Genomic DNA, 23,524 nt, shown 5'->3' on the forward strand with positions numbered 1-23,524 from the left:
TGCTCCACCAACCCTCCGCCAAGCTTTGAGGTGATATTTAGTGGCATGGGATGAGACGTCGATCGCCGAGCGCGCCCGGGCCTTCCTGGCCGGGCACGACCCGGGGACCGTGGACCGGCTCGAATTCCTCCGCGCACGGTTCGACGCCGGGCTGGCGTGGGTGCACTTCCCCGAAGGGCTCGGCGGCCTCGGCGCGCCCCGGGGCCTGCAGGCCGTCGTGGACCTGGAGCTGAAGGGCACCCCGGACAACGAGCCCGGCCGGATCGGCATCGGCCTCGGCATGGCCGCCCCGACGATCCTCGCCTTCGGCACCGCGGAGCAGAAGGAACGGTTCCTGCGGCCGCTCTGGACGGGGGAGGAGGTCTGGTGCCAGCTCTTCAGCGAGCCGGGTGCCGGCTCCGACCTCGCCACACTCGCCACCCGAGCCGTACGGGAGGGTGACGAGTGGGTCGTGGACGGGCAGAAGGTATGGACGTCCGGGGCGCACCATTCGCGCTGGGCGATCCTCGTCGCCCGCACCGATCCCGACGTCCCCAAGCACCGCGGCATGACGTACTTCGTCTGCGACATGACGGCGCCCGGCGTCGAGGTGCGGCCGCTGCGCCAGATCACCGGCGAGGCGGAGTTCAACGAGGTGTTCCTCACCGGGGTGCGACTGCCCGACTCCCTGCGGCTGGGCGAGGTCGGCGACGGCTGGCGGGTCGCGCAGACGACGCTGATGAACGAGCGGGTGGCCATCGGCGGCGCGCCCACCCGCCGTACGATGATCGGCGTCGTCGCCGGCACCTGGCGCTCGCGCCCCGAGCTGCGCACCCACGACCTCCACCAGCGGCTGCTGAGGCTCTGGGTGGACGCCGAGGTGATGCGGCTGACGGCGGCGCGCCTGCGTGAGCAGCTCGCCGCCGGGCATCCCGGGCCCGAGGGCTCGGGCATGAAGCTGTCCTTCGCCCGGCTCCACCAGGAGGTGTCCGGCCTGGAGGTCGAGCTGCTGCGCGAGGAGGGCCTGGCCTACGACGACTGGACCTTCCGCCGGCCCGACACCGTCGACTTCATCGGCCGGGAGGCGGGCTACCGCTATCTGCGGGCCAAGGGGAACTCCATCGAGGGCGGCACCTCGGAGATCCTCCGGAACATCATCGCCGAGCGCGTCCTCGGGCTTCCGGCCGAGCCGCGCGCCGACAAGGACGTGGCCTGGAAGGACCTTCCCCGATGACAGAAGACCTGCGGAGCCTGCTCTACACCGAGGTCGAGGAGGAGCTGCGGGCGGCAGTCCGCGCCCTGCTCGCCGACCGGAGCGGGCCGTCCGCCGTGCTGGCCCGGGCGGAGGCGGCCGCCACGGGCGGCGTGCCGTACGACATGGACCTGTGGAAGGCGCTCGCCCGCGACATCGGCGCCGCCGGGCTGCTGATCCCCGAGGAGCTCGGCGGGGCGGGCGCCTCCGCCCGTGAGGCCGCGGTGGTGCTGGAGGAGCTCGGCCGCACGGTCGCCGCCGTGCCGTTCCTGACCAGCGCGGTCCTCGCCACCGAGGCGCTGCTCGCCGCAGGCGGGCCCGTCGCCGCCGAGCTGCTGGAGCGGCTCGCCGCCGGCGAGGCGACCGCCGCGCTCGCGGCTCCGCTGGCGGCCTTCCCGTACGCGCCGCCGGCCCCGGCCGTGACCCTGGCGGAAGAAGGCGCGGGGACCGATGAGGGGACGGACGCGCTGACCGGCACGGTCACGGGTGTGGCCGGCGCCGAGGTCGCCGACGTCCTGCTCGTCCCCGTACGGCTCCGGCGGGGGACGGCGCTGTACGCGGTGGACGCCGGTGCGCCCGGCGTGACGGTGACCCCCGTGACCTCGTTCGACCTGACGCGGCCGATCGCGACGCTGTCGCTGGCGTGTGCCCCGGCACGGCTGGTCGCCACGGCGGCGACCGGTGCGGCTCCCGGCGTCAGGGAGGCCCTGGCGTGCGGCGCGGGGCTGCTCGCCTCCGAGCAGCTCGGCCTCGCGGAGTGGTGCCTCACCACCACGGTGGCGTACGTCAAGGAGCGCAAGCAGTTCGCCCGCCCGGTCGGCTCCTTCCAGGCGATCAAGCACCGCCTGGCGGACGTCTGGCTGGAGATCGCCGGAGCGAGGGCGGCCGCTCGCGAGGCCGCCGCCCTGCTGGCGTCCGGGCCGGTCGAGCAGGCCGCCGTCGCCGTCGCGGTGGCGCAGGCCCACTGCGGGGTGGTCGCCGTGCACGCGGCGGAGGAGTGCGTGCAGCTCCACGGTGGGATCGGGATGACCTGGGAGCATCCCGCGCATCTCTACCTCAAGCGGGCGAAGGCCGACCAGATCGCGCTGGGCACGCCGGGCGACCACCGGGAGGCTCTCGCGGTGCTCGCCGACCTGCCGGCGCCGGTCCGCCCCTGAGCCGGGTGGCCCGTCCCCGAGTCAGGCGGGGCGGAGGGAGCTGATCAGGAGGTCGGCGAAGTGGCGGCCGACCTCGGGGCCGGACAGCGGGCCGTCGGGGTGGTACCAGGTGCCCAGGTGGTGGACCGAGCCGAAGAAGAAGTCGACCACCATGTCGGCCGGGATGTCGCCGCGGAACACCCCGGCCCGCTGCCCCTCCACGATGAGGTCGCGGAAGCGCTCGTGGTAGCGGCGCCGCTCCGCCCGGACGCTCTTGTACGTCTCGGCGGAGAGCTGGTGCATCGATTGGAAGAAGATCTTCGAGTCGTCGAGGTTCTCGACCGTGGTGACGACGACGTCCACGGCGGCTCCGTGCAGCCGCTCGGCCACCGGCGCCTCGGCGTCGGCGAAGCGGCCCAGCCGCTCCATCTGCATGCGCAGGACGCGGCCGTAGATCTCGTGGAGCAGGTCGTCCTTGGAGTCGAAGTAGTGGTACATGGCGCCTTTGGTGACCCCCGCCGCGGCCACGATCTCCTGCACAGACGTGCTCTCGAAGCCGCGCTCGGCGAACAGCCGGGTGGCCTCCGCGAGCAGGCGCCGCCGTACCGGCTCCTCCACTGTCGCACCACGCGCCATCCCCGGCCTCCTTGGTTGGTCCCGGCTCCAAGGATACCGACTGGTCGGTCAACCCAGTCGTACTGGCGGAAATGCGGGACTTCCCTCACCTTAGGAGAGTTGGGGTTCCCTCTCGGGTATCCCCTGGGAAAGCGGCCGGACTATGTGGGGAGTCAGCGTGCCCAACGGGTCGATCTATGTCCCGCGTGACGAGAAGTTCACCGGGGCCTCGCCTCAGAACCTGTACGAGACGTTCTGGTTCGCGGGGCGCAAGAACAGGCTGCGCATACGCGCCGCCATCGCTGTCGCGGGCCTCGTCCTCGGCAACCTGCTCGGCCCGAGCCTCGGGCTGGACGGGTTCGCCACCGGCCTGGCGCTGGCCGCCGTGGCCGCCCTCACCGATCTCGTCGTCGCCTGGCGCCTCCATGAGCGCACGGCCGTGTGGCGCGGAAAGCGGCGGGGGGAGGTCCGCACGGGCCGCCTCCTGCGGTGGGGCCTGCGCAGGCACGGCTACCGCGTCATGGACGGCCGCGCGGTGCCGGGTGAGGCCTCGATCGACCACCTGGTCATCGGGCCTGGCGGCGTGTGGATCGTCGACAACGAGGCGTGGGCGCCGGACGTCCTGATCGCCCGGTACGGCGAGCGGCTGTTCTTCGACGAGAAGTTCGGCACATCGGTGGCCAAGGGGCTCATCGGGGCCGCGGAGTCGATGGCCGTGCGCCTCAGCCAGGAGACCGGCATCGAGGTGACCATCGCGCCGGTCCTCGCCGTGCACAGCGGCAAGATCAAGGGGTGGAGCGGCACGATCACCGGCGAGGGCCTGACGGTCGCCTACCCGCGGAAGGTGGCCCGGTGGATCCGCTCGCAGCACGACGCCGAGCTGAGCCCTGATCAGATCGAGCTGCTCGCCCGTACGGCGGCCCGGATCCTGCGCCGCATGACCTGACGCGCCACGGGGCGGGCCGGGAATCGACTCAGGCGAAGGGTGTCGATACGGCGCGACCGGTCAGGCGAGGGTCTCGACGAAGGCGGCGAGCTGGGCGACGTTGCGGCATTCGTGCATCGGCACGACCGCGCCGTACGCCGTGGCGAGCGAGTCGCCGGTGTCCCACTGGGCGTGCGGCTCGGGGTTGAGCCAGTACGCGTGGCGGGCCCGCCCGGCCAGCCGCTTCAGCGCGTCCAGGGCCGGGGGCCGGTAGTTGGACCGGGCGTCGCCGAGGATCAGCAGCGACGTCCGGGGCCCGATCGCGTCCGCGTGGCGCTCGGCGAACCGTTGGAACACGTGGCCGTAGTCGGTCCGCCCGAACCGGACGATGTCGGCCTCCTCCGCCATCCGTCCGATGGCGTCGAGGACGTCGGCGCCGGGCGCGAAGAGCTTGGTGATCTCGTCGACCGTGTCAACGAACGCGAACGCCCGGACCTTGGTGAACTGCTCACGCAGCGCGAACGTGAGCAGCAGCGTGAAGTGCGAGAACGTGGCGACCGAGTCGCTGGCGTCGCACAGGACGACCAGCTCGGGCCGGTGCGGGCGCGGGGGCCGCAGGTGGGTGGTGAGGGGGACGCCTCCGGTGGACAGCGACGACCGGACCGTGCGCCGGAAGTCCAGCCGCCCGCGGTGGCCTCGTTTGTGCCGGATCGTCAGGCGGGTGGCGAGCCTGCGGGCCAGCGGGTGGACCTCCCTGCGGAGCCGGGCGAGCTCGGCCTTGGTCACGCGGAGGAAGTCGACCTGGTCGATCGGGGGGCGCACGCTCGACTTGGCGATCTTCTCGATCCCCGACTCCTCGGCGATCCTCCTGCGTACGTCGGAGGCGACGGCCTCCTGGAAGATCTCGATGTTCCGCGTGATCCGCCGGCGTGCGATCTTCTCCGGCAGGCCGCCGCGTTCGGCGAGCATGGCGGTGAGCATCCGGGCCACCAGCGTCTCGGGGGACAGCGTCCGCAGCACCGGGTACGAGAACCACGACTGCCTCCCGGCGGCGGCCTCCAGGCGGCCGAAGCGGCCGACCATCGCCCGCGCGAACCGCTGGATGGCCGGGTCGCCGGGATCGCCCATCAGCAGATCGGCCAGCCGGTCCCGCAGCTCCGGCAGCTCGCCCCGGCCGGGATCGTCGGCGTCCGGGTTGGCGCCCCCGCCGGTCGTGCCGCCGTCGCCGGGGCTGATCACCGGCGGGAACCACAGGTCGAAGAGCGTGTCGAAGCCCGGCCGGTGCGCGGGCCGTTTCACCAGCGTCGCCGCGTACATCTCGCGCAGCGTCTCGCGCCTGGCCAGGTCGATGACGGTCAGCGCGGTGGCCGCGTCGAGCCCCTCGGCCGGGGAGACCGGCAGCCCCGCCTGCCGCAGCGCCTGGACGAACCCGACATGCCGCTCGATCAGCGACGCCTGAGGGGTGTTCACGACCGTGCGGGCAGCCCGAGCTCCTTGGCCGCCCGAAGCTGGTCGGAGTTGTGCTTGAGCACCACACCGAGGGTCTGGCCGATCAGGGCCTCGTCGAGCTCGGTGCGGCCCAGCGCGAGCAGCGTGTGGGCCCAGTCGATGGTCTCGGCGATCGACGGCGACTTCTTCAGCTCCAGGCCGCGCAGCATGGCCACCGTACGGGCGAGCTGCTCGGCGATGCTCTCCGCGAGACCCGGCACCTGGGCGAGCACGATGTCGCGCTCCCGTTCGGGCGTCGGATAGCCGAGATGGAGGTAGAGGCAGCGCCGCTTCAGCGCCTCAGACAGCTCCCGCGTGGCGTTCGAGGTCAGCACGACGTACGGTCGGCGGGCGGCGGTGATCGTCCCCAGCTCGGGGATCGTGATCTGGTAATCGGAGAGGATCTCCAGCAGCAGGCCCTCGACCTCGACGTCCGCCTTGTCCGTCTCGTCGATGAGCAGGACCGTCGGCTCGTCGCTCCTGATGGCCTTGAGCAGGGGGCGTTCGAGCAGGAACTCCTCGGAGAAGATGTCCTCCCACGCGTCGTCGTCGGCCTGGATGCGCAGGAGTTGCTTCTTGTAGTTCCACTCGTAGAGGGCCCGCGCCTCGTCGAGTCCCTCGTAGCACTGGAGGCGGATCAGGCGGGCGCCGGCGGCCTGGGCCACGGCCTTGGCGAGCTGGGTCTTGCCGACTCCGGCGGGCCCCTCGGCGAGCAGCGGCTTGCCCAGCGCCCCCGCGAGGAACACCGATGTCGTGATGCCGTCGTCGGCAAGGTAGTCGACGGCCGCCAGCCGTTCCCGGACCTCGTCAGGCGAGGCGAACCACATCTGCGCTCCCGACCGTAGACCGAATGATGTTCTACTGTAGCCCGGTTTGGACAGCTCTGGGCAGTGCGATAACCTCTAAGGGCTCTGCGCCGCTAGCTCAGTTGGTTAGAGCAGCTGACTCTTAATCAGCGGGTCCGGGGTTCGAGTCCCTGGCGGCGCACAGTGGTTCTGAACGGCGCATCCCTTGATCCCAGGGATGCGCCGTTCGCGTTTCAGGTGTGCAGCTCATGCGGAGGTACTTCATCGCCCTGGAGGATCCTGACCTGGCGTACCTCGTACAGGGCACCCCGGAGTTCAGCTCCTACATCCGCGACATGCTGTGGGCACAGCAGTACGCCTACGCGTCCCGCGCCCGGATGGACCGCGTCTTGAGCGACGCGCTGTTCTCCGTCGTCGGTCGTGGCTCCCGGGCCCGCACGATCAACTGCCACCACAACTTCACCGTGGCCGAGACGCACCACGGCCGGGAGATGTGGATCACCCGGAAGGGCGCCATCAAGGCCGACAAGGGCGACCTCGGCGTCATCCCCGGCTCGATGGGCACCCGCTCCTACAGCGTGCACGGCCTCGGCAACCCCGCGTCGTACAACTCCTGCTCCCACGGGGCCGGCCGCCGCATGTCCCGCACCGAGGCCAGGAAAACCCTCACCACGCAATCGCTCGAGGAGGCGATGCGCGGCCGCACGTGGAACTCCGACCGGGCGATCGCGCTCCTCGACGAGTACAAGCCGATCGACCAGGTGATGGCCGCTCAGACCGACCTCGTGCAGGTCCTCCACGAACTCCGCCAGATCTTCAACTACAAGGGGTGAACGAAGTGTCTAAGCCCATCGACGAGCAGCTCGACGCCGACATCGTCTGTATGTACGGCGATGGCATGAGTATCCGCGCCATCGCGACGGCGGTCAGCCGTAGCTACGGCGGCGTGCGCGCCACGCTGACGCGGAAGCACGTCAAGCTCCGTTCCCGCGGTCGCGGGGGCGCCCGGAAGGCTTCCCCGGCGGCGGTCGAAGCCGCCGCGCAGTGAGCGGGCGCTGACGTGCAGCGTGGATGGGCCGCTCTGGGCCCATCCACGCTGCGGATGTACTGTGTGTTCGGAACTGAAGGAGTCAGCCGCCGGTCTTTTGGCGAAGGTGGCGGCTGTCCCTCGGGTGGCGGCCCCCCAGATGGGGGCCGTTCACTTCGACAGCTGGATCAGCAGTCCGAGCACCTGACCAACGACGTGGACGATAATGATGCGCCGGTTCGTCTGATCCTTGTGCTCGCAGCACCCGGGCTCATGCGGCTTCTTCACTCTTGGGTTTCACCCCCTCCGCCGGAAGGGTCAGCGGCCGGCTGACGCGGCTTCCCGCCCTTGCCTGGTGCCTGGCGGTAAGGGAGCGCGAGCTTGTACTCGCAGAACTTGGTGTAGCCCAAAGGCGCGGCCGGGGCCTTCCTGATGCGCTCACGGGAGGAGAGGAGACCGAGCTCCCGCAACTCCTTGAAGCCGCGCTCGGCGGTGTCGGCGGACCAGCCGTACCAGGACGGCATACGCGCGGTGGGCAGTGAGGTCCAGGCTGGCTCGCACATAAGCACAAGAAGCATGGCCAGGCCGGGGAGCTTGATCTGGTCGTGGGTCCTGCTGCGCCAGAAGTCGTGGGGGAACTGAAGGTAGGGGTCCCTGGCCCTCTCCTCCTCGCTCTCCTGCTCCAGGTCGGCATCCGGCTTTCCCGGCCGGGTGTACGTCGCGCCGGAGCCATCCTCGCGGCGGAGGAAGACCGAGATGTCCGTCCGGCCTTTCCGCTCGGCCTCGATGAGCTTCCGGTCCTCCAGCCGGCCTAGGACCTTGCCCACGGCTCCGAGAGCTGCGGCAGGGCTGGAGGTGTCCTCGGTGGTCCCCAGGCACCGGGCCCACACCCGAGAGTCCAAGGTGGTGACCCACCCCTCCTCCTGTTGACTGCTCGTGATCCCCAGGATGAACAGGTAGGAGAGAAGACCTCGACGGTCGCCGTTCCGCACGAACGTCGACAGGACGCTCCGCCGTACCTCCGAGCCCCGGGGTTGCTGAACGAAGGACCAGCGGACCGGAGCAAAGGTCCGCTTCGAGCGATCCAGGAAGTAGGCCCGGGTCTCATACGCAGTAGCGGGAGCCTCGGCGATCTCGTTCATCACCTGGACAGGAAACCGCAAATGACCGGTAGATCGCAAACTATCCACTGTCGCTGACGCAGCTCCGTAGCGGGTGTATGGAATAACCTGCTCATATCTAGGTGGAAGATGCACGTGGCAGAACCACTGGTAGACCCCCAATGGGCGCGGTCCAGCGGATGATCATGGACGGCGCAGCTACCCGATTCCGGCCCCAGAAAAAATCATCACGGCGACTCAGCGGAGTCCGCTCACGAGGCGCAGAGCCCCCGAAAACGGCCCGCACACGAAGAAGCCCCCGCCGTCCCGAAGGGCGGCGGGGGCTTCTTACGGATGAGCCAACCGTGAACCAGCTACGCCAACATAAGCCAGCCCAACCGCTTGCGCGAACTACTCGGCCTGGCCGCAGGGAACGGTCTCGGGGGCGACGGCGTCGGCTTTCCGTGCGGCGGGTCAGGTCGATGTGCGGGTACCGGCGTGCGCTGGTCAGGAGTAAGCCCACGTCAGCCTCAGGATCACCACCTGGTAGGGGTCGAGCTTGACCCTGCCGGACTCGATCTCTGCGCGGACGTCACGAATATCGAGTCCGCAGGTCCAAAAAGGGATGAACGGACATGAAATGGCAACGGGAAATGGCGCCAGGCACCCCCGCGAAACCCGCAACGACAATCGCTAAATCATCTGGACCCTGCCTGACCTGGTAAAACGCGGTTGGCGATAGATTTACTACGCGCGGCAGCGGTCCACTATGCTTTACCTCGAACAGGAGGAAGGCCCGGACTCCGCGGGAACGGAGGCCGGGCCGAGAAGACGGCTTCTGGACCTGAGGGGTCCAACGCGCTGCCATCTACCGTGCTGGATAGAGTGTAGCGCGATTTTTGGTACCGCCCCTCAGGTCTGGACCCTGACCAGGTCCGAGGAGGTGTTATGAAAGCCCAGCTCACCATCACTATGTCTAATGGCGTGCTCGCTTCTTTCTGGAGCAGCCGCATCTGGATCATCGTAATTGTTATCGTCATCGCGACGATCAATCCTGGCACCATCGCGTTCAACGTCTGACCCGTGCACGACGAAAACGCCCCGCCGTCCCGAAGGGCGGCGGGGACTTCTCCCGGATGAGCCAACCGTGAACCAGCTACGCCAGCGGAGCCGCTTGCGCGAACTACTCGGCCGCGCCGCAGGGATCGGTCTCGGAGATGCTCGATGAGGCGGACGCCCGGCAGGGCGGCTGAGCCGGGTGGCGCCGACTAAGCCCCAAATGTGCCGAAATGACGTCCGAATCGTTCGCTTCCCCTAAGATCCTTGATCGACCGGGTGGAGGATTGACACATGGACGAGTCTTCGCGGGTACCGGCAGGGATCGACCCCAACGTCCCGAGCGTCGCCCGGATGTACGACTACTATCTGGGCGGCAAGGACAACTTCGCGTCCGACCGCGAGGCCGCGGAGCAGTTGATCGCCCTCGCCAAGCGGGTGGGCGTCGACGCCAGGCAGGGGGCCAGGGAGAACCGTGGCTTCCTCGGCCGGGCCGTACGGCACCTGGCGGAGTCGGGCGTCACGCAGTTCATCGACATCGGCGCCGGGCTGCCGACCCAGGAGAACGTCCACGAGGTCGCCCAGCGGCACGCGCCCGACGCCCGGGTGGTCTACGTCGACAACGACCCCATCGTCCTCGTCCACGCCCGGGCGATCCTGGCCAGCGACCCCGGCACGATCGCGATGTCCGGCGACCTGAGGGACCCGGCCTCCATCTTCGACGACCCCGCGGTGCGCGACCACATCGACTTCACCCGGCCGTTCGCCGTGCTGCTGGTCGCGGTGCTGCACTTCGTCCCCGAAGACGAGGTCGCCGACCGGGTCGTCGCCGAGATCCGGGATCGCCTGACGCCGGGCAGCGGTCTCGTGGTGTCGCACATCTACCAGGGCGACGGCGACGAGGAGACCGCCACGGCGGGCAAACGGCTCTACTCCACCACGACGTCGGGCGGCCTCACCAGCCGCAGCGTCCCGCAGATCGCGTCGTACTTCGAGGGGATGACCGTCCTGGAGCCCGGCATCGTCCCGGTGCAGGCCTGGCGGCCCGACGTGCCGTGGGACGTTCCCGTCGACCTGACCGGCCCCGGAGTCCTCGGCGCCGTCGGCCGCAAGGACTGACCGGCGCCCACTCGCCGGCCGGCCCCGCGTTCACTCGCCCGCCGGCCGGTACCCGGCCGGCCCCGCATTCACCCGCCCGGCTCGGTGAGATCCAGGCCGCCTCCCCGCTTCCAGACCGCGACGAGATCACGTGTGTCGCGGACGTCCCGGGTCGGGTCGCCGTCCACCAGCACCAGGTCGGCCCGCATGCCGGGCCGGATGAGGCCGCGATCGGTGAGCCCGAAGGCGCGGGCCGGGGCCGAGGTGGCGGCGGCGAGCGCCTGCACCGGGGTCAGCCCGGCGTCCACGAGCAGCTCCAGCTCCCCGTGCAGCGTCGCGCCGTACCCGAAGACGCCCAGCGCGGCGGTCGGCAGGCCGGTGTCCGTGCCGGCGAGCACGGGAACCCCGGCGGACGCCAGTTGGCGCAGCGCGCCTGTGGCGGCGGCGTAGAGGTGGTTGCGGCTGGGATCGGCCGGCCTGACCGGGATCGGCGGCCGGCTGCGGGCGACCCGGCCGGCCAGCCGCCGATCGGCCGCCAGGTGCTCGTACGGGCGGTGGCCGCACAGGCCCCGCAGGACGATGAGCGTCGGCACGACGAAGACGCCGTGGTCGGCGGCGAACAGGCCGAAGTCGTCGCCGACGGCCTCACCGACGAACAGGTGAACCAGCCCGTCGACGCCGGCGGCGACGGCCTCCCGCGCCGGCTGCTCGGCGAGCGTGTGGGCCACGACGAGCACACCCCGGTCATGTGCGGCGCGGACCAGCGCGGTCACCGTGGCGAGGCTGAGTGGCCCGCCTTCACGCTCGTCGTAGATGATCTTTATGTAGTCGGCGCCCTCCCGCAGGCGGGCGTCCACCCACGCGTCCGCGTCCGCGGGACGCTCCACGGCCGGCAGGGGCTGTCCCGCCAGTTTCTCCAGCATGCTCCCGGGGGCGGTGGCGCCGGTGCCGGCTGTCCGCGCCGCGGCGAGGTGCGGCGGGTCGGCCTCCTTGAGACGCACCATGCGGTCGAGCGCCTCACCGCCGCTGAACATGTCCAGCGCCGTGGTGACACCCGATCCGGCGAGCAGGCGCAGCGCCGCATCGGGGTCCGGTGCCAGATGCACGTGCGCGTCGAAGAGGCCGGGCAGGAGGGTGCGGCCGCGCCCGTCCACGTCGCCCGGCGTCCCCGCCGTCTCCGCCGTCCCCGCCGTCTCCGTCACCTGGGCGATGACACCGTCGTGGATGACGACGTCCCGGTGCGGCAGCACGCGTTCGCCGTCGAAGACGCGTACGTCACTGATCTTCACCGGACGACCTGTGTGATCGCCTGGCGGAGCACGTCGGCCAGGGGGACGGTCCCGCCGGAGTCCAGCCAGTGGCCGATGGCCACACGCTCGGCGCCGCAGGCGGCGGCCGCCAGCACCCGGGGGCGCAGGTCGTGGTGGAGGTCCGCGCCGATGCGCTCCGCGATCGCCTCGGCGAGCGAGCGCTCGATGCCGGTGAGCGCGTTCAGGTAGGCGCCGTGCACCTCGGGCGCGGAGACGATCGACCGGATCTGCGCGATCCACTCCCGGCTCGGCGCCGCTTCCGCGTGCTGCTCCGCGAACGCCGCGACGAGCGCCTCTCCCAGCGGCTCGCCGGCGGGCCGTCCGCGCAGGCTCGGGCCGACGCCGGCGGCGCGGTCCACCGCGAGCGAGACGATCGCCTCCTCCTTGCTGGAGAAGTAGTTGTTGAACGTCCGCAGCGACACGTCCGCCGCGGCGGCGATGTCCTCCCTGCGGACATTCCCCGGCCCTCGCTCGACCGCAAGCCGGAGCGCCGCCCGCCCGAGCGCCTGCCGGGTCGTCGTCTTCTTCCGTGCACGGAGCCCGGTCTCCGCGTCCTCGTCTGTACGCATAGCCGTCATGCTACGCAGAAGTTTGCCCAACGGGCAAGTTTGCCCGGTGGGCAAGTTGGAATTTCAGGGAGTCTCGGTGACCTGCCCGGCGGCGACGCGGAGGCGGCGCGTGGTGTGGACCGCCTCCAGCATGCGCCGGTCGTGGGTGACCAGCAGCAGGGTGCCCTTGTACGTGTCGAGGGCCGCCTCCAGCTGCTCGATCGCGGGCAGGTCGAGATGGTTGGTGGGCTCGTCGAGGACGAGCAGGTTGACCCCGCGTGCCTGGAGAAGGGCGAGCGCGGCCCTGGTGCGCTCGCCGGGGGACAGGGTGGCCGCCGGGCGCAGCACGTGGTCGGCGCGCAGGCCGAACTTGGCGAGCAGCGTGCGGGCATCCGCGGGCGGCAGGTCGACGAGCGCGCCGAACGCGTCGAGCAGCGGCTCGTCGCCCTCGAACAGGGCGCGGGCCTGGTCGACCTCGCCGACGACCACGCCGGGGCCGAGCGCCGCCGCGCCCTCGTCGAGGGGAAGCCGGCCGAGCAGCACGCCGAGCAGGGTGGTCTTGCCCGACCCGTTCGCCCCGGTGATCGCGACACGTTCCGCCCAGTCGATCTGGAGGTCGACGGGCCCGAGCTGGAACCCGCCACGCCGTACGACCGCTCCGCGAAGTGTCGCCACCACGGCGCCGGAGCGAGGGGCGGCGGCGATCTCCATCCGCAGCTCCCACTCCTTGCGCGGCTCCTCGACGACGTCCATCCGCTCGATCAGCTTCTCGGTCTGCCTGGCCTTGGCGGCCTGCTTCTCGGTCGCCTCGGTGCGGAACGCGCGCCCGACCTTGTCGTTGTCCGGCGCCTTGCGGCGGGCGTTCTTGACACCCTTCTCCATCCAGGCGCGCTGCGTCCGGGCACGGGCCTCAAGTGACGCCTTGGTCTCCGCGTACTCCTCGTACTGCTCGCGCTGGTGCCTGCGGGCGACCTCGCGCTCGTTGAGGTAGGCGTCGTAGCCGCCGCCGTACGCCCTGACCTGCTGCTGGGCGAGGTCGAGCTCGACGACCCTGTTCACCGTACGGGCGAGGAACTCACGGTCGTGGCTGACGACGACGGCGCCGGCGCGCAGGCCGGTGACGAAGCGTTCGAGCCGCTCCAGGCCGTCGAGGTCGAGGTCGTTGGTGGGCTCGTCGAGCAGCAGCACGTCGTACCTGCTGAGCAGCAGCGACGCCAGCCCCGCCCGGGCCGCCTGACCGCCGGACAGGGATGTCATCTCCTGCTCCAGACCGACCGCGAGCCCGAGGTCGGCGGCCACCTCCGCGGCCCGCTCCTCCAGGTCCGCGCCGCCGAGGGCGAGCCAGCGGTCCAGGGCCTCCGAGTACGCGTCCCCGGGGTCGCCGGCGACGAGGGCCTCGGTGGCCGCGTCCAGGGCGCGCTGGGCGGCGGCCACGCCGGTCCGGCGGGCGAGGAAGGCGGCGACCGTCTCGCCCGGCCGTCGCTCGGGCTCCTGCGGCAGGTGGCCGACGTTGGCGGTGGGCGGGCTGAGCCGTACGGTGCCGTGCTCGGGGGCGTCGAGCCCGGCCAGCATGCGCAGCAGCGTCGACTTGCCCGCGCCGTTGGCTCCGACCAGCCCGACGACGTCCCCGGGCGCGACGACCAGATCGAGATCGGCGAACAGGGCGCGGTCGCCGTGCCCGGCGGCCAGTTCTTTCACAACGAGAGTGGCGCTCATCAGAGTCCTAAGATTATCGGTCGCCCGGACCGTCCACAGGCGTCGCGATGACGTGCGAGCGGCGTCGCCCCGTCGCGCATGATGTCTTCACGCGGCCGCCTCGGGCCGCGGCAGGCGAGGAGGGGGACCTGATGGGCGAGGCGAAGGGGCCGTCACGGCCGTCATCCGGCGAGCTGGCCGCCGAGGTGCTCGCGGCGGCTCTGGACGCGCGGGCCCATCGGGACGAGGAGGAGGCCGGCCGTTGCGTGAAGGTGCTGGCGGACGAGGGCCTGCGGCCGTTCACGGACGCCGCCCTGGTGGCCGCGCTGCGAGAGCGCGTGTCGTTCGCGTGGCGGGAGGGCTGGCAGCCCGCCGACGTGATCCGGCTGGCGGGGCGGCGGTTCGGGGCCGGTCATGTACGGCTGGCCACCGATGCGATCGCGGCGGAGATGCGAGCCTACGCCCCGGCCACGGTCGACGACCGCTGGCAGGATCAGCTGGCGTCGCTGAACGCCGTCGTCTGGTGGTCGCGGGTCGAGGAGATCCTTCGTGAGGGCGGAGGCGAGGACCGGGTGACCCAGATCACCCGCGCGCTGGACGTGATCTCCTTACTGGCCGGGCTGCCCCGGTTGGAGCGGCTGTGCCCGTTGCCCGGGACGGCGCGCCGGACGGCCGGGCCTTCGAGCCGGGCGACCGACGAGCGCATGCTGGCCCGGGTCCGCGCGCTGCTGGCCAAGGCGGAGTCGACGGAGTTCGAGGCCGAGGCCGAGACGTTCACGGCCGCCGCCCAGTCGCTGATGTCGCGGCATAGCATCGACGCCGCGCTGCTGGCGGCCGGGACCACCGGCCGATCCGGCGCCGACGAGCCGTCGGGCCGCCGGCTGGGGATCGACGCGCCGTACGAGGGGCCCAAGGCGGTGCTGCTCGACGTGATCGCCTCGGCCAACCACTGCCGGGCGGTCTGGAGCCGCGATCTGGGGTTCGTCACCGTGCTGGGCTTCGACGCCGATCTGGCGGCCGTCGAGGTGCTGTTCACCTCCCTGCTGGTGCAGGCGACCGCCGCCATGGCGCTGACCGGATCCCGCCGGGACGGCGCGGGCCGGTCACGCACCCGGTCGTTCCGGCAGTCGTTCCTCGCCGCCTACGCCCAGCGGATCGGGGAGCGGCTCCGGGAGGCGGCGGGGGAGGCCGTCCAGCAGGCGTCCGCCGAGACCGGCAGGGACCTGCTGCCCGTGCTCGCGGCCAGAGACCGGGCGGTCGACGCGAAGGTCGGACAGATCTTTCCCGAGCTGCGGGTCGTCGGGGCGGGTTCGGTCAGCAACCGCGAGGGATGGATCTCGGGGCGGGCCGCGGCCGACGCGGCCGTCCTGGACGTCCACACGAAGATCTCCGCCGGAGATCCAGAATCTCGGTGGCCTGGGTCCCGCGCTGACACGTGACCTGCGCGCATCCGGCACCCGGACGATCAGGCCGGCGTGATCCGGGTCAGGCGTCGCGGAAGGACAGGCCGCGTTCGGCGAGGGCGTCGCGCAGCGCGGCCATCGCGTTCGGCCCCATGCCGTGCAGAGCGAGAAGCTCTGCCTCGCTGACCTGGCTGAGCTGCTCCAGGCTGGAGTAACCGGCGCCCGTGAGCGCGCGCCGGGCGGGGGCGGCGAGCTTGGGCAGATCCGCCTGCTCCATGATTGTCTCCTCCACAGTCCGATGGCGGGCCGCTCCGGGGTCCTCCGGGTAACCGGGGTCCTCAGGGTAACGGACCCCGGCTAAGCGACGCGATGGACGAGCGGGGAAGGACGTGGGGAGGAACGTATGGAGACGGCGGAGTGGTACCGGTATTTCGCCGAACGGGAGGTCAGAGGGCACTCCCCGGCGTACGAGAGCCTGGCTCGGGGCGTGGCCTCCGACGACCGGCTGCTGAGCCTGATCGACGGGCTGCCTTCGATCAAGCGGCAGCCGAACCTGCTGTTCGCCGCGGTGCGCTTCCTCGGCGGGCCGGTGGACGATCCCGCCCGGTTCCTGTCGTGGACCTCGCGCCACTGGGACGAGGTGCGCGCCGCGATGCTCGCCCGCAGGACGCAGACCAACGAGGTCGGCCGGTGCGCGAGCCTCCTGCCGGTGCTCGCCGCGCTGCCCCAGCCGCTGGCCCTGATCGAGGTCGGCGCCTCGGCCGGCTTGTGCCTCTACCCCGACCGGTACCGGTACCGGTACGGCGACCTGCCGGTCTTCGGGCCCGAAGACGGGCCGGTGACCCTCACCTGCCGGACCGCCGGAGAGGTTCCGGTGCCCCGGCGGATGCCGGACGTCGTATGGAGGGCCGGTCTCGACCTCGACCCGATCGACGTACGGGACGACGACGCGACGCGCTGGCTGGAGTGCCTGGTGTGGCCGGGGCAGGACGAGCGGCTGGCCCGCCTGCGTGGGGCCCTGAGCATGGCGCGGCGGGACCCGCCGCACCTCGTCCGCGGTGACGCCGCCGCCGGGCTGCCCGGCCTGGTCGCGCGGGCGCCGGAGGGCGCCACGGTCGTCGTGTTCCACAGCGCGGTCCTGCCGTACCTGGACGCGGAGGCGCGCGACCGGTTCGTCGCGGTGGTGCGGGGCCTGCCGGTCCGGTGGGTCTCGAACGAAGGGGCGTCGCGGCTGCCCTCGGTGTCCGAACGGCTCACCCGCGACCTGCCTGAGGACCGCCTCACGTTCCTGACCGCACTGGACGGCCGGCCGCTGGCCATGACCGGCCCGCACGGCGAGTGGCTCCACTGGCTCGGCGCCTGACGGCGGCGGGGGAGCTCACCAGACCAGGTGGAGGGCCTCGGGGGAGCGGTGGATCATCGTGGGCGCCATGACGACGGGCCGGCCCGGTGCCAGCCGCAGGCCGGGCAGCCGCCGGATCAGGGTCTCCAAGGTGATCCGCACCTGTTCCCGGGCGAGCTGCGCCCCCGGGCAGGCGTGCACTCCGTGGCCGAAGGCGACATGCCGGCGCGACCCTCGCGTGATGTCGAGCTCGCCGGGCCGCTCATGCCTCTCCCCGTCCCTGTTGGCGGAGCCGTACGCGACCATGACCGAGGCCCCGGCGGGCAAGTCGGTGCCGGCGAGGGTCACCGGACGGGTCGTGACGCGGCGGAAGGCCTGGATGGCGCTGTCGTAGCGGGCGCACTCCTCGACGGCGCCGGGGATCAGCTCGGGACGCGCGCGGAGCAGCTCCCACTGCGCCGGGTGCCGCAGCAGGTGCAGTACGGCGGTGCCGATGAGCGCCGTCGTGGTCAGGTGCCCGGCGATCAGGAAGTTCTGCAGATTCGACACCAGCTCGGCCCGCTGCGGGAGGGTGAGAGGGCCGGAGCCGGGAGCCAGCGAGCGGACCATCTCACCGCACAGGTCGTCCCGCGGGGTCTCCCGCCGCCTTCGCGCGTAGCCGTCGAGCAGGTGTTGCAGCGCGACGATCTCCCGGGCCGCGCGGATCTGGTCCTCCTCGCCCATGGGGCGGAAGAAGAGCTCCTCCGCCCGGTAGCCGGTCCGTACCGCCATGGGCACGTCAGTGGGATCGAGGCCGAGCAGGTGCCCGATGACCTCGCCCGGCAGCCGTTTGGCGTACGCGCCGATCAGCTCGGTCCCGCCCGCGGAGGCGAACGAGCCGACGAGGGCCTCCGCGCGTTCGGCGATGAACGGGACCATCGCGGCGACCCGGGCGGCGGACAGGCCCCGGACGAGCGGCGCCCGGTACCGCTGGTGTGCCGGCCCGTCGGAGGTGACGACCACGGACGCCCCTCCGATCCCGTGCGACAGCTCGGCCACGACGGCCGGGGTGGGGGCGAAGTCGCCCCGCAACGCGTTGGCCGAGGAGAAGTCCTCCGGGCGGCGCAGCACCTCGCGGACGTCGGCGTCCCGGCTGACCAGCCAGGCGTCCATCTCGGGGAGGAAGGTCAGCCCCGGCGTCTCGCGCGCCCGCGCGTACGTGGGATAGGGGTCACGCATCAGGGCGTCGCGTTCCTCGGCGGCCAAGGGTGCCTCCCCGGATCGGGATCAAGTCGTCCTCACCGCCATACTGATCGACCGCGGGCGATCGTGGACATGACCAGCCGGATCACTCTTAAGCGTTCCAGGAGCCCCGGCATCCATGCGCCCGGGCCCGGGTACGCCGTGGATACGTACCTCGAGAGACCCGGCACGCTCATCTTCCTGTCCCGGCCTCCGGTGGGTGGCCGGCGCGGGCGGCGCGGAGGCGGAGATAGCGCTGCTCAGGGAGGTTGAGCGTGCGCCGTGCGGCCAGCTCGTAGTGCGCGCGCGCCGCCTCGTGGTCGCCCGCGAGGTCGAGCAGGTGAGCCCGTACGGCGTGCAGGCGATGATGGTCGGCGAGCGCGGGATCCGCCTCGGCGGCGGCCAGATGCCGGAGCCCGGCCAGTGACCCGTGCACCATGGCGACGGCGACGACGCGGTTCAGCGTCACCATCGGCCCCGGCGCGACGGCGTCGAGCAGGTCGTACAGCGTGAGGATCTGTGGCCAGTCGGTGTCCTCGGCCCGAGGAGCCTCGTCGTGCACCGCCGCGATGGCGGCCTGCAGCTGGTAAGGCCCGACCGGGCCGCGGGCCAGGGTACGGCTGATCAGCGCGACGCCCTCGGCGACGGCGGCGGCGTCCCACCGGCTCCGGTCCTGGTCGGCGAGCGGGACCAGCGCGCCGTCCGGGCCGACACGCGCGGGGCGGCGGGCGTCGGTGAGCAGCATGAGCGCCAGCAGCCCCGCCACCTCGCCGTCCCGGGGCAGCAGGGCGTGGAGCTGCCGGGTGAGGCGGACGGCCTCGGCGGTGAGCTCGACGCGGTGCAGCGCCGAGCCCGAGCTGGCCGTGTACCCTTCGTTGAAGATCAGGTACAGCACTTCGGTGACCGCCGCCATCCGGGTGGAGCGCTCGTCCGGCGGAGGCATCCGGAACGTCGCGCCGCTTGCCCGGATCGTCTGCTTGGCGCGGCTGATCCGCTGCGCCGCGGTCGCGGGAGGCACCAGCAGGGCGCGGGCGATTTCGGCGGTGCTCAGCCCGCCGACGGCCCGCAGCGTCAGCGCCACCTGGGACGCCGGGGTGAGCGACGGATGGCAGCACAACATGAGCAGGGTCAGCGTGTCGTCGGAGGCGGGCGCGGGTGCGGGCTCCGGCGGGGCCAGCAGGGCGGCGGCCTCCTCGCGGCGGCGCCGGGCCGTCTCGTTGCGCCACAACTCGGTCCACCGGCGCGCGGCGACCTTGACCAGCCAGCCCGGCGGGTTGGCCGGCACCCCCTCGGCGGGCCACTGGACGGCCGCCGCCAGCAGCGCCTCCTGGACGGCGTCCTCGCACGTGCCGAAGTCGCCGTACCGCCGCACGAGCACGCCGAGCACCGCCGGCGCCAGGGTACGCAGCAGCTCCTCGACCCGGGCCGGCTCGCAGGTCTGATGGGCGCTGCTCACACGTCGAGGACGGCGCGCAGGTCCATGACCGGGCGGACCTCGATCTCGCCGTAAGGGGCCAGGCGCGCCGCGTGGGAGAGCGCGCGGTCCATGCTGTCGCAGTCGACCAGATAGAAGCCCGCCAGGTGCTCCTTGACCTCGGCGAACGGCCCGTCGCCCGCGACCGTGCGGCCGTCGCGCACCATGACGTGCCTGGTCATCGACGGGTCGGCCAGCGCCTCGGTGACGATCAGCTCGCCGGACGCGGCCAGGTCGTCGGTGAGGGCCAGGTGACGGCGGCCGACCTCCACCTTCTGGGCCTCGGTCAGCGCGTCCCAGGCGGCGGGGTTGCTGTGGATGAGGATCACGTACTTCATCGGCGCCTCTCGTCGTCCGGGGCGGATCGCCCCACCACCATGTCGAAACCGGCGCCCCGGTTTCTACACCCCTTCGCGAGAACCCCGCCTATCCCGGGCTCCTCGCCAGGAACTCACCACCGGACCCGAGAAGGGACGCCTTTCATGACCGCGGAGACTTCGAAGACCCCGGAAAGCCCGAAGACCACGCGGAGATCGGACGCCGGGCCGCCGCTCGCCGCGCCGGATCGCCGGCGGTGGCGGGCACTGGCCGTGCTGGGCCTCTTCCAGTTCGTGCTCGTCCTCGACCTGACGATCGTGAACGTCGCCCTGCCGCGCATCCAGCATGACCTCGGCTTCTCCGGACCGGGCCTGGCCTGGGTGGTCAACGGGTACGCGCTCATGGCGGGCGGCCTGCTGCTGCTCGGCGGGCGGCTGGCCGACATCTACGGCAGGCGGCGGCTGTTCCTGGCCGGGGTCGCGGTCTTCGCGCTCGCATCGGCCGTGTCGGGGGCGGCGGCCGGCGCGGGGATGCTGCTGACGGGACGCTTCGCGCAGGGCGTCGGGGAGGCGCTGGCCGCGCCCGCCGCGCTCGGCCTGATCGCCCTGCTCTTCACCGAACCCGGCGAACGGGCGAAGGCCCTGGGCATCTGGGGCGGGCTCACCGGCCTCGGCGGGATCGCGGGGACGATCATCTCCGGGGTGCTGACCGACCTGGCGTCCTGGCGCTGGATCTTCTTCATCAACCTGCCGGTCGTGCTGGTCGTCCTGGCTCTCGTGCCGCGCCTGGTGACCGAGAGCCGGATGGCCCGCGACCACCGCCGCCTCGACCTCACCGGAGCGGTCACCGCCACGGTCGGCCTGGTGGCGATCGTGTCGGGCCTGCAGCAGGCCGCCACCCATCCGTGGGGCTCGTGGCAGGTGCTGGCGCCACTGCTCGGCGGGCTCGCCCTGCTCGCGGCCACGGTCCTCGTCGAGGCGCGCTCGGTCGCGCCGCTGATCCCGCCCCGGCTCTTCGCCGACCGCACCCGGGTGACGGCCAACGTCCTCAGCCTGCTCAACACGGCCGCGTTCTTCACGTTCGTCTTCCTGCTCACCCTGTACGAGCAGCAGGTGCTGGGGTACTCGCCGCTGCGGGGCGGCCTGTCGTACGTGCCGTTCGGGCTGGCCATCGGCGCGGGCATCGCCTTCGGCAGCGCCCTGCTGCCGCGCGCCGGGGTGCGTGCGCTCCTGGTCACCAGCTTCGCCGGCCTCGCCGCAGGACTCCTCATGACCCTCCGCCTCGACGCGGACGGCTCGTATGTGGGCGGGGTCCTGCCCTGCATGCTCGTGGTCGGCCTGTTCACCGGGGTGACGTTCCCGGCGCTTCTGGACGCCGCGCTGCACGGCGTCACCGGCGAGGACTCCAGCGTGGCCTCGGCGGTGCAGAACACCATGCAACAGGTGGGCGGCGCGATCGGCCTCGCCTGCCTGGCCACCCTGGCCTTCCGCCACACCGGACCCACCCCGTCCGGCGCGACTGCCGTCGACGGCTACCATTCGGCCTTTCAGGTGGCCGCCGCCGTCCTCATCGTGGGCGCCACCGTAGCCCTGACGCTCTCCCGCCGAAAGCGAACGCCGTAGGGGGCACCGCCCGCACCCCGGGCCGGCCGGAGTGCCAGGTGAGCCGCGGCAGGCGCGGGTGCTCGCGCTCCAACTCGCTGCCAGGCTCTGGCCGTCGGGGTGATGGGCGGTCAGGCCGGGGGCGGGGGCTCGGCCAGGGTGAGGAGGCGGGTGACCGTGGTCCAGTTGCGCAGCGTCGCGGGGTTGGTGAAGCGCTTCTCCAGCAGGGGCGGCAGCTTCGGCCGCCGCAGGCCGTCGGGGAAGTCGATGTACAGCTCGCACCGCCCGACGCGCATCTTCTCCGGGGCGTAGAGCGCCGGGTCGATGTTCTCCAGCGCCTTCCTGTCGGGCGGGGAGGCCAGGAACGCCACGGCGAACTTGGCGGGGTCGCGCACCTCCAGCGGGTTGCCCTCCACGACGTCTCGCAGCTCGGCGGCCGTCCGCACCATGACCGCGACGGACATGCCGAGCTCCTCGGTGATCCGCCGCTCGACGGCCGCCGCAACCCGTCCCGGCGGCTCCTTGTCCCCGCTGAACACGACGTTGCCGCTCTGCAGATGCGTCTTGACCTCGGTGTACCCGAGCCCTTCCACCAGCGAGCGGAGGTCCGCCATGGCGATCCTCGTGCGGGGGTTGACGTTGATGCCGCGTAGCAGCGCCACATATCGCACCTGCTCCTCCTTCGGTCCGAACGCTCTCGGACGCTATCGCCCGTTTGTGTCATCCCGCGTCAGGTATGGCCGTGCGTTGTGGGGAGGAGGGCGCCGGGGTCGCTGCCGGGCGCCCCCGAGTTCCGAGAGCCCTGAGCTCGACCGGCGCGCCGTGGACTGGAGACCCGCTGCGCGGGGCAGAACGGTTGCAGGGAGGTGGCCGTGGTGCGAGAGCTGGGTCGGCGGGCCATGCGGTGCGTACGGTTGTACCGGCCGGACGGCAATCCGCTGCGGCGCGTCTCCGACCAGGTCGAGGCGGTGGCGCTGGCCCTGGTGCTGGTCCTGTCACTGCTGAGCCTGGTGCCGGCCATCGTCGTGGGGAACGGCGTCTACCGGAGCGGGATGGCCCAGCAGCGGTCGGGGCGGTGGGTGACGGCCACGGCGCTTCGCGACGTGCCGAAGGCCGCCTGGGTGTCGGCGGACGGTGTGGTCACCCAGCTGCACACCACGGTCGCGTGGAAGTCCGGATCCGGGAGGATCGCGACGGGCGAGGCCCCGGTCCCCTCGCACACCAGGGCCGGGACCGCCGTACGGGTGTGGGTGGACGCTTCGGGCAGGCCGCAGGCCCGGCCGCCGGAGAGGACCGACACGCTGGTCGCCGCGTGGGTCACCGGGGTGGCGACGGCGTCCGGGGCGCTGCTGGCGCTGCTGGCCTCGTTCCTGCTGCTCCGCTGGCGGCTCGACCACCGCCGCTACGCCGCCTGGGACGCCGAGTGGGTCGCGGTCAACCCGCGCAAGCGCAAGCCGGAGGAGGCCTGACCCCTCCTTGCCGCCCTTCCCCCGGCCGTCGTCGATCGGCCGCGTCGCTGCCACAATCGTGGGGTGGCCACGACGACCCGGGGACTGCGATGGACGAGCGGCGGATGGTGCGGATCTCCAAATACCTGGCCGCGCATCTGCGTCATCAGCCGGAGGCGATCGGCCTGGAACTGGATCCGGCGGGCTGGGTCGGCGTCGACACGCTGCTCGCGGCCGCGAAGGATCACGGCTTCCCCATCTCCCTGGAGGAGCTGGACGAGGTCGTCGCCCGCAACGACAAGCGACGCTACGTGATCCAGGGTGGGCGGATCCGGGCCAGCCAGGGCCACTCGGTGCCGGTGGAGCTGGGTCTGTCGCCGGTCGAGCCGCCGGGGACGCTGTACCACGGCACCGTCGCCGCGGCCCTACCGTCGATCCGCGAGCAGGGGCTCGCGCCGATGAGCCGCCACCACGTCCATCTGTCGCCCGATCCGGCGACGGCCACCCGGGTCGGCTCCCGCCGCGGCGCGCCGGTGGTCCTCACCGTGGACGCGGGCGCGATGCACGCCGCCGGGCACGAGTTCTACCGCAGCGAGAACGGCGTATGGCTCGTCGCGCACGTCCCGCCGTCCTTCGTCGGGTTTCCCGGCCTCGGCCGCTGAAGCCGGCCAGCCGCCGCGTT

General features: G+C 72.0%; 24 protein-coding genes and 1 tRNA gene. 13 read left to right on the top strand and 12 right to left on the bottom strand.

Annotated elements, in window-relative coordinates:
* Positions 1–40 precede the first annotated feature (40 nt).
* Both AB0B72_RS26810 and AB0B72_RS26815 read left to right on the top strand, forming a co-directional pair.
* Complete coding sequence (locus AB0B72_RS26810; RefSeq protein ID WP_367741730.1) at positions 41–1,213, top strand: acyl-CoA dehydrogenase family protein; 1,173 nt, start codon at positions 41–43, stop codon at positions 1,211–1,213.
* Positions 1,210–2,388, top strand: coding sequence for an acyl-CoA dehydrogenase family protein (locus AB0B72_RS26815; RefSeq protein WP_367741731.1), 1,179 nt, complete (start codon positions 1,210–1,212; stop codon positions 2,386–2,388). The genes AB0B72_RS26810 and AB0B72_RS26815 overlap by 4 nt, the downstream gene beginning before the upstream one ends.
* Positions 2,389–2,409: 21 nt before the next feature.
* Here AB0B72_RS26815 and AB0B72_RS26820 read toward each other — a convergent pair whose 3' ends face one another.
* Positions 2,410–3,003, bottom strand: a complete 594-nt coding sequence (locus AB0B72_RS26820) for a TetR/AcrR family transcriptional regulator (protein WP_367741733.1) — start codon at positions 3,001–3,003, stop codon at positions 2,410–2,412.
* A gap of 157 nt (positions 3,004–3,160) precedes the next feature.
* Here AB0B72_RS26820 and AB0B72_RS26825 point away from each other — a divergent pair, with 157 nt between their 5' ends.
* Entirely contained in the window at positions 3,161–3,928 is a 768-nt protein-coding gene (locus tag AB0B72_RS26825; RefSeq protein ID WP_367741734.1) for a nuclease-related domain-containing protein, read from the top strand.
* A 60-nt stretch (positions 3,929–3,988) separates the two neighbouring features.
* On the opposite strand, the gene AB0B72_RS26830 is transcribed toward AB0B72_RS26825, so the two are convergent.
* Together AB0B72_RS26830 and AB0B72_RS26835 are read right to left on the bottom strand one after the other, a co-directional pair.
* Positions 3,989–5,377 (bottom strand): VWA domain-containing protein, encoded by a 1,389-nt coding sequence (locus AB0B72_RS26830; RefSeq protein WP_367741735.1) that lies wholly within the window; start codon positions 5,375–5,377, stop codon positions 3,989–3,991.
* Positions 5,374–6,222: an AAA family ATPase gene (locus AB0B72_RS26835; RefSeq protein ID WP_367741736.1), complete on the bottom strand. Its 849-nt coding sequence runs from the start codon at positions 6,220–6,222 to the stop codon at positions 5,374–5,376. The genes AB0B72_RS26830 and AB0B72_RS26835 overlap by 4 nt, the downstream gene beginning before the upstream one ends.
* An 86-nt stretch (positions 6,223–6,308) precedes the next feature.
* Between AB0B72_RS26835 and AB0B72_RS26840 the strand changes: the two genes are divergently transcribed.
* The 3 genes from AB0B72_RS26840 (at position 6,309) to AB0B72_RS26850 (ending at position 7,249) form a co-directional block, all read left to right on the top strand.
* Positions 6,309–6,382, top strand: a tRNA-Lys gene (locus tag AB0B72_RS26840).
* 67 nt (positions 6,383–6,449) lie between these two features.
* Positions 6,450–7,034 carry an RtcB family protein gene (locus AB0B72_RS26845; protein ID WP_367741737.1) on the top strand — a complete coding sequence of 195 codons (585 nt, stop codon included), beginning with the start codon at positions 6,450–6,452 and terminating at the stop codon, positions 7,032–7,034.
* Complete coding sequence (locus AB0B72_RS26850) at positions 7,031–7,249, top strand: helix-turn-helix domain-containing protein (protein ID WP_367741739.1); 219 nt, start codon at positions 7,031–7,033, stop codon at positions 7,247–7,249. The genes AB0B72_RS26845 and AB0B72_RS26850 overlap by 4 nt, the downstream gene beginning before the upstream one ends.
* 263 nt (positions 7,250–7,512) lie before the next feature.
* Here the strand turns inward: AB0B72_RS26850 and AB0B72_RS26855 are convergent, their stop codons facing one another.
* The gene (locus AB0B72_RS26855) at positions 7,513–8,370 is read right to left on the bottom strand and encodes a hypothetical protein (RefSeq protein ID WP_367741740.1); all 858 of its coding nucleotides are present in this window, start codon (positions 8,368–8,370) and stop codon (positions 7,513–7,515) included.
* 906 nt (positions 8,371–9,276) lie between these two features.
* Between AB0B72_RS26855 and AB0B72_RS26860 the strand changes: the two genes are divergently transcribed.
* Entirely contained in the window at positions 9,277–9,408 is a 132-nt protein-coding gene (locus AB0B72_RS26860; protein ID WP_367741741.1) for a hypothetical protein, read from the top strand.
* Between the two features lie 270 nt (positions 9,409–9,678).
* Positions 9,679–10,503, top strand: a complete 825-nt coding sequence (locus AB0B72_RS26865) for an SAM-dependent methyltransferase (RefSeq protein ID WP_367741742.1) — start codon at positions 9,679–9,681, stop codon at positions 10,501–10,503.
* A 68-nt stretch (positions 10,504–10,571) separates the two neighbouring features.
* Here the strand turns inward: AB0B72_RS26865 and AB0B72_RS26870 are convergent, their stop codons facing one another.
* The 3 genes from AB0B72_RS26870 to AB0B72_RS26880 all read right to left on the bottom strand — a co-directional run bounded on the left by AB0B72_RS26870 (position 10,572) and on the right by AB0B72_RS26880 (position 14,056).
* Complete coding sequence (locus AB0B72_RS26870) at positions 10,572–11,771, bottom strand: amidohydrolase family protein (RefSeq protein WP_367741744.1); 1,200 nt, start codon at positions 11,769–11,771, stop codon at positions 10,572–10,574.
* Positions 11,768–12,361: a TetR/AcrR family transcriptional regulator gene (locus AB0B72_RS26875; RefSeq protein ID WP_367741746.1), complete on the bottom strand. Its 594-nt coding sequence runs from the start codon at positions 12,359–12,361 to the stop codon at positions 11,768–11,770. The genes AB0B72_RS26870 and AB0B72_RS26875 overlap by 4 nt, the downstream gene beginning before the upstream one ends.
* A gap of 63 nt (positions 12,362–12,424) precedes the next feature.
* The gene (locus AB0B72_RS26880) at positions 12,425–14,056 is read right to left on the bottom strand and encodes an ABC-F family ATP-binding cassette domain-containing protein (protein WP_367741747.1); all 1,632 of its coding nucleotides are present in this window, start codon (positions 14,054–14,056) and stop codon (positions 12,425–12,427) included.
* Between the two features lie 131 nt (positions 14,057–14,187).
* Here AB0B72_RS26880 and AB0B72_RS26885 point away from each other — a divergent pair, with 131 nt between their 5' ends.
* Positions 14,188–15,474, top strand: a complete 1,287-nt coding sequence (locus AB0B72_RS26885) for a DUF2786 domain-containing protein (protein ID WP_367741748.1) — start codon at positions 14,188–14,190, stop codon at positions 15,472–15,474.
* Between the two features lie 46 nt (positions 15,475–15,520).
* Here the strand turns inward: AB0B72_RS26885 and AB0B72_RS26890 are convergent, their stop codons facing one another.
* Positions 15,521–15,715 carry a DNA-binding protein gene (locus tag AB0B72_RS26890; RefSeq protein ID WP_367741749.1) on the bottom strand — a complete coding sequence of 65 codons (195 nt, stop codon included), beginning with the start codon at positions 15,713–15,715 and terminating at the stop codon, positions 15,521–15,523.
* Positions 15,716–15,841: 126 nt separating this feature from the next.
* On the opposite strand from AB0B72_RS26890, the gene AB0B72_RS26895 reads away from it, so the two are divergent.
* Positions 15,842–16,801: a DUF2332 domain-containing protein gene (locus tag AB0B72_RS26895; RefSeq protein ID WP_367741750.1), complete on the top strand. Its 960-nt coding sequence runs from the start codon at positions 15,842–15,844 to the stop codon at positions 16,799–16,801.
* A gap of 15 nt (positions 16,802–16,816) precedes the next feature.
* Here AB0B72_RS26895 and AB0B72_RS26900 read toward each other — a convergent pair whose 3' ends face one another.
* From AB0B72_RS26900 to AB0B72_RS26910, 3 genes are all read right to left on the bottom strand, one after another.
* Positions 16,817–18,025 (bottom strand): cytochrome P450, encoded by a 1,209-nt coding sequence (locus tag AB0B72_RS26900; protein WP_367741751.1) that lies wholly within the window; start codon positions 18,023–18,025, stop codon positions 16,817–16,819.
* A 169-nt stretch (positions 18,026–18,194) separates the two neighbouring features.
* A complete protein-coding gene (locus AB0B72_RS26905; protein WP_367741752.1) occupies positions 18,195–19,457 on the bottom strand; it encodes an RNA polymerase sigma factor in 1,263 nt (420 codons plus the stop codon).
* Positions 19,454–19,813, bottom strand: coding sequence for a YciI family protein (locus tag AB0B72_RS26910; RefSeq protein WP_367741754.1), 360 nt, complete (start codon positions 19,811–19,813; stop codon positions 19,454–19,456). The genes AB0B72_RS26905 and AB0B72_RS26910 overlap by 4 nt, the downstream gene beginning before the upstream one ends.
* 144 nt (positions 19,814–19,957) lie before the next feature.
* Between AB0B72_RS26910 and AB0B72_RS26915 the strand changes: the two genes are divergently transcribed.
* Positions 19,958–21,415 (top strand): MFS transporter, encoded by a 1,458-nt coding sequence (locus AB0B72_RS26915; protein ID WP_367741755.1) that lies wholly within the window; start codon positions 19,958–19,960, stop codon positions 21,413–21,415.
* A gap of 110 nt (positions 21,416–21,525) precedes the next feature.
* On the opposite strand, the gene AB0B72_RS26920 is transcribed toward AB0B72_RS26915, so the two are convergent.
* Complete coding sequence (locus AB0B72_RS26920; protein WP_367741756.1) at positions 21,526–22,065, bottom strand: DUF1697 domain-containing protein; 540 nt, start codon at positions 22,063–22,065, stop codon at positions 21,526–21,528.
* Positions 22,066–22,269: 204 nt separating this feature from the next.
* Between AB0B72_RS26920 and AB0B72_RS26925 the strand changes: the two genes are divergently transcribed.
* A complete protein-coding gene (locus AB0B72_RS26925) occupies positions 22,270–22,863 on the top strand; it encodes a hypothetical protein (RefSeq protein ID WP_367741757.1) in 594 nt (197 codons plus the stop codon).
* An 89-nt stretch (positions 22,864–22,952) separates the two neighbouring features.
* Positions 22,953–23,504, top strand: a complete 552-nt coding sequence (locus AB0B72_RS26930; protein ID WP_367741758.1) for an RNA 2'-phosphotransferase — start codon at positions 22,953–22,955, stop codon at positions 23,502–23,504.
* Positions 23,505–23,524: the final 20 nt, after the last annotated feature.

It is taken from the genome of Microbispora sp. NPDC049125 (assembly GCF_040802045.1).
In the GTDB taxonomy this organism is placed as follows: domain Bacteria; phylum Actinomycetota; class Actinomycetes; order Streptosporangiales; family Streptosporangiaceae; genus Microbispora.

Coding starts and splice junctions, on each gene's coding strand:
- AB0B72_RS26845 (WP_367741737.1), top strand. CDS start 6,450: ATGCGGAGGTACTTCATCGCCCTGGAGGATCCTGACCTGGCGTACCTC.
- AB0B72_RS26860 (WP_367741741.1), top strand. CDS start 9,277: ATGAAAGCCCAGCTCACCATCACTATGTCTAATGGCGTGCTCGCTTCT.
- AB0B72_RS26910 (WP_367741754.1), bottom strand. CDS start 19,813: ATGAAGTACGTGATCCTCATCCACAGCAACCCCGCCGCCTGGGACGCG.
- AB0B72_RS26915 (WP_367741755.1), top strand. CDS start 19,958: ATGACCGCGGAGACTTCGAAGACCCCGGAAAGCCCGAAGACCACGCGG.
- AB0B72_RS26890 (WP_367741749.1), bottom strand. CDS start 15,715: ATGGAGCAGGCGGATCTGCCCAAGCTCGCCGCCCCCGCCCGGCGCGCG.
- AB0B72_RS26855 (WP_367741740.1), bottom strand. CDS start 8,370: ATGAACGAGATCGCCGAGGCTCCCGCTACTGCGTATGAGACCCGGGCC.
- AB0B72_RS26835 (WP_367741736.1), bottom strand. CDS start 6,222: ATGTGGTTCGCCTCGCCTGACGAGGTCCGGGAACGGCTGGCGGCCGTC.
- AB0B72_RS26895 (WP_367741750.1), top strand. CDS start 15,842: ATGGAGACGGCGGAGTGGTACCGGTATTTCGCCGAACGGGAGGTCAGA.
- AB0B72_RS26880 (WP_367741747.1), bottom strand. CDS start 14,056: ATGAGCGCCACTCTCGTTGTGAAAGAACTGGCCGCCGGGCACGGCGAC.
- AB0B72_RS26815 (WP_367741731.1), top strand. CDS start 1,210: ATGACAGAAGACCTGCGGAGCCTGCTCTACACCGAGGTCGAGGAGGAG.
- AB0B72_RS26930 (WP_367741758.1), top strand. CDS start 22,953: ATGGACGAGCGGCGGATGGTGCGGATCTCCAAATACCTGGCCGCGCAT.
- AB0B72_RS26820 (WP_367741733.1), bottom strand. CDS start 3,003: ATGGCGCGTGGTGCGACAGTGGAGGAGCCGGTACGGCGGCGCCTGCTC.
- AB0B72_RS26885 (WP_367741748.1), top strand. CDS start 14,188: ATGGGCGAGGCGAAGGGGCCGTCACGGCCGTCATCCGGCGAGCTGGCC.
- AB0B72_RS26865 (WP_367741742.1), top strand. CDS start 9,679: ATGGACGAGTCTTCGCGGGTACCGGCAGGGATCGACCCCAACGTCCCG.
- AB0B72_RS26875 (WP_367741746.1), bottom strand. CDS start 12,361: ATGCGTACAGACGAGGACGCGGAGACCGGGCTCCGTGCACGGAAGAAG.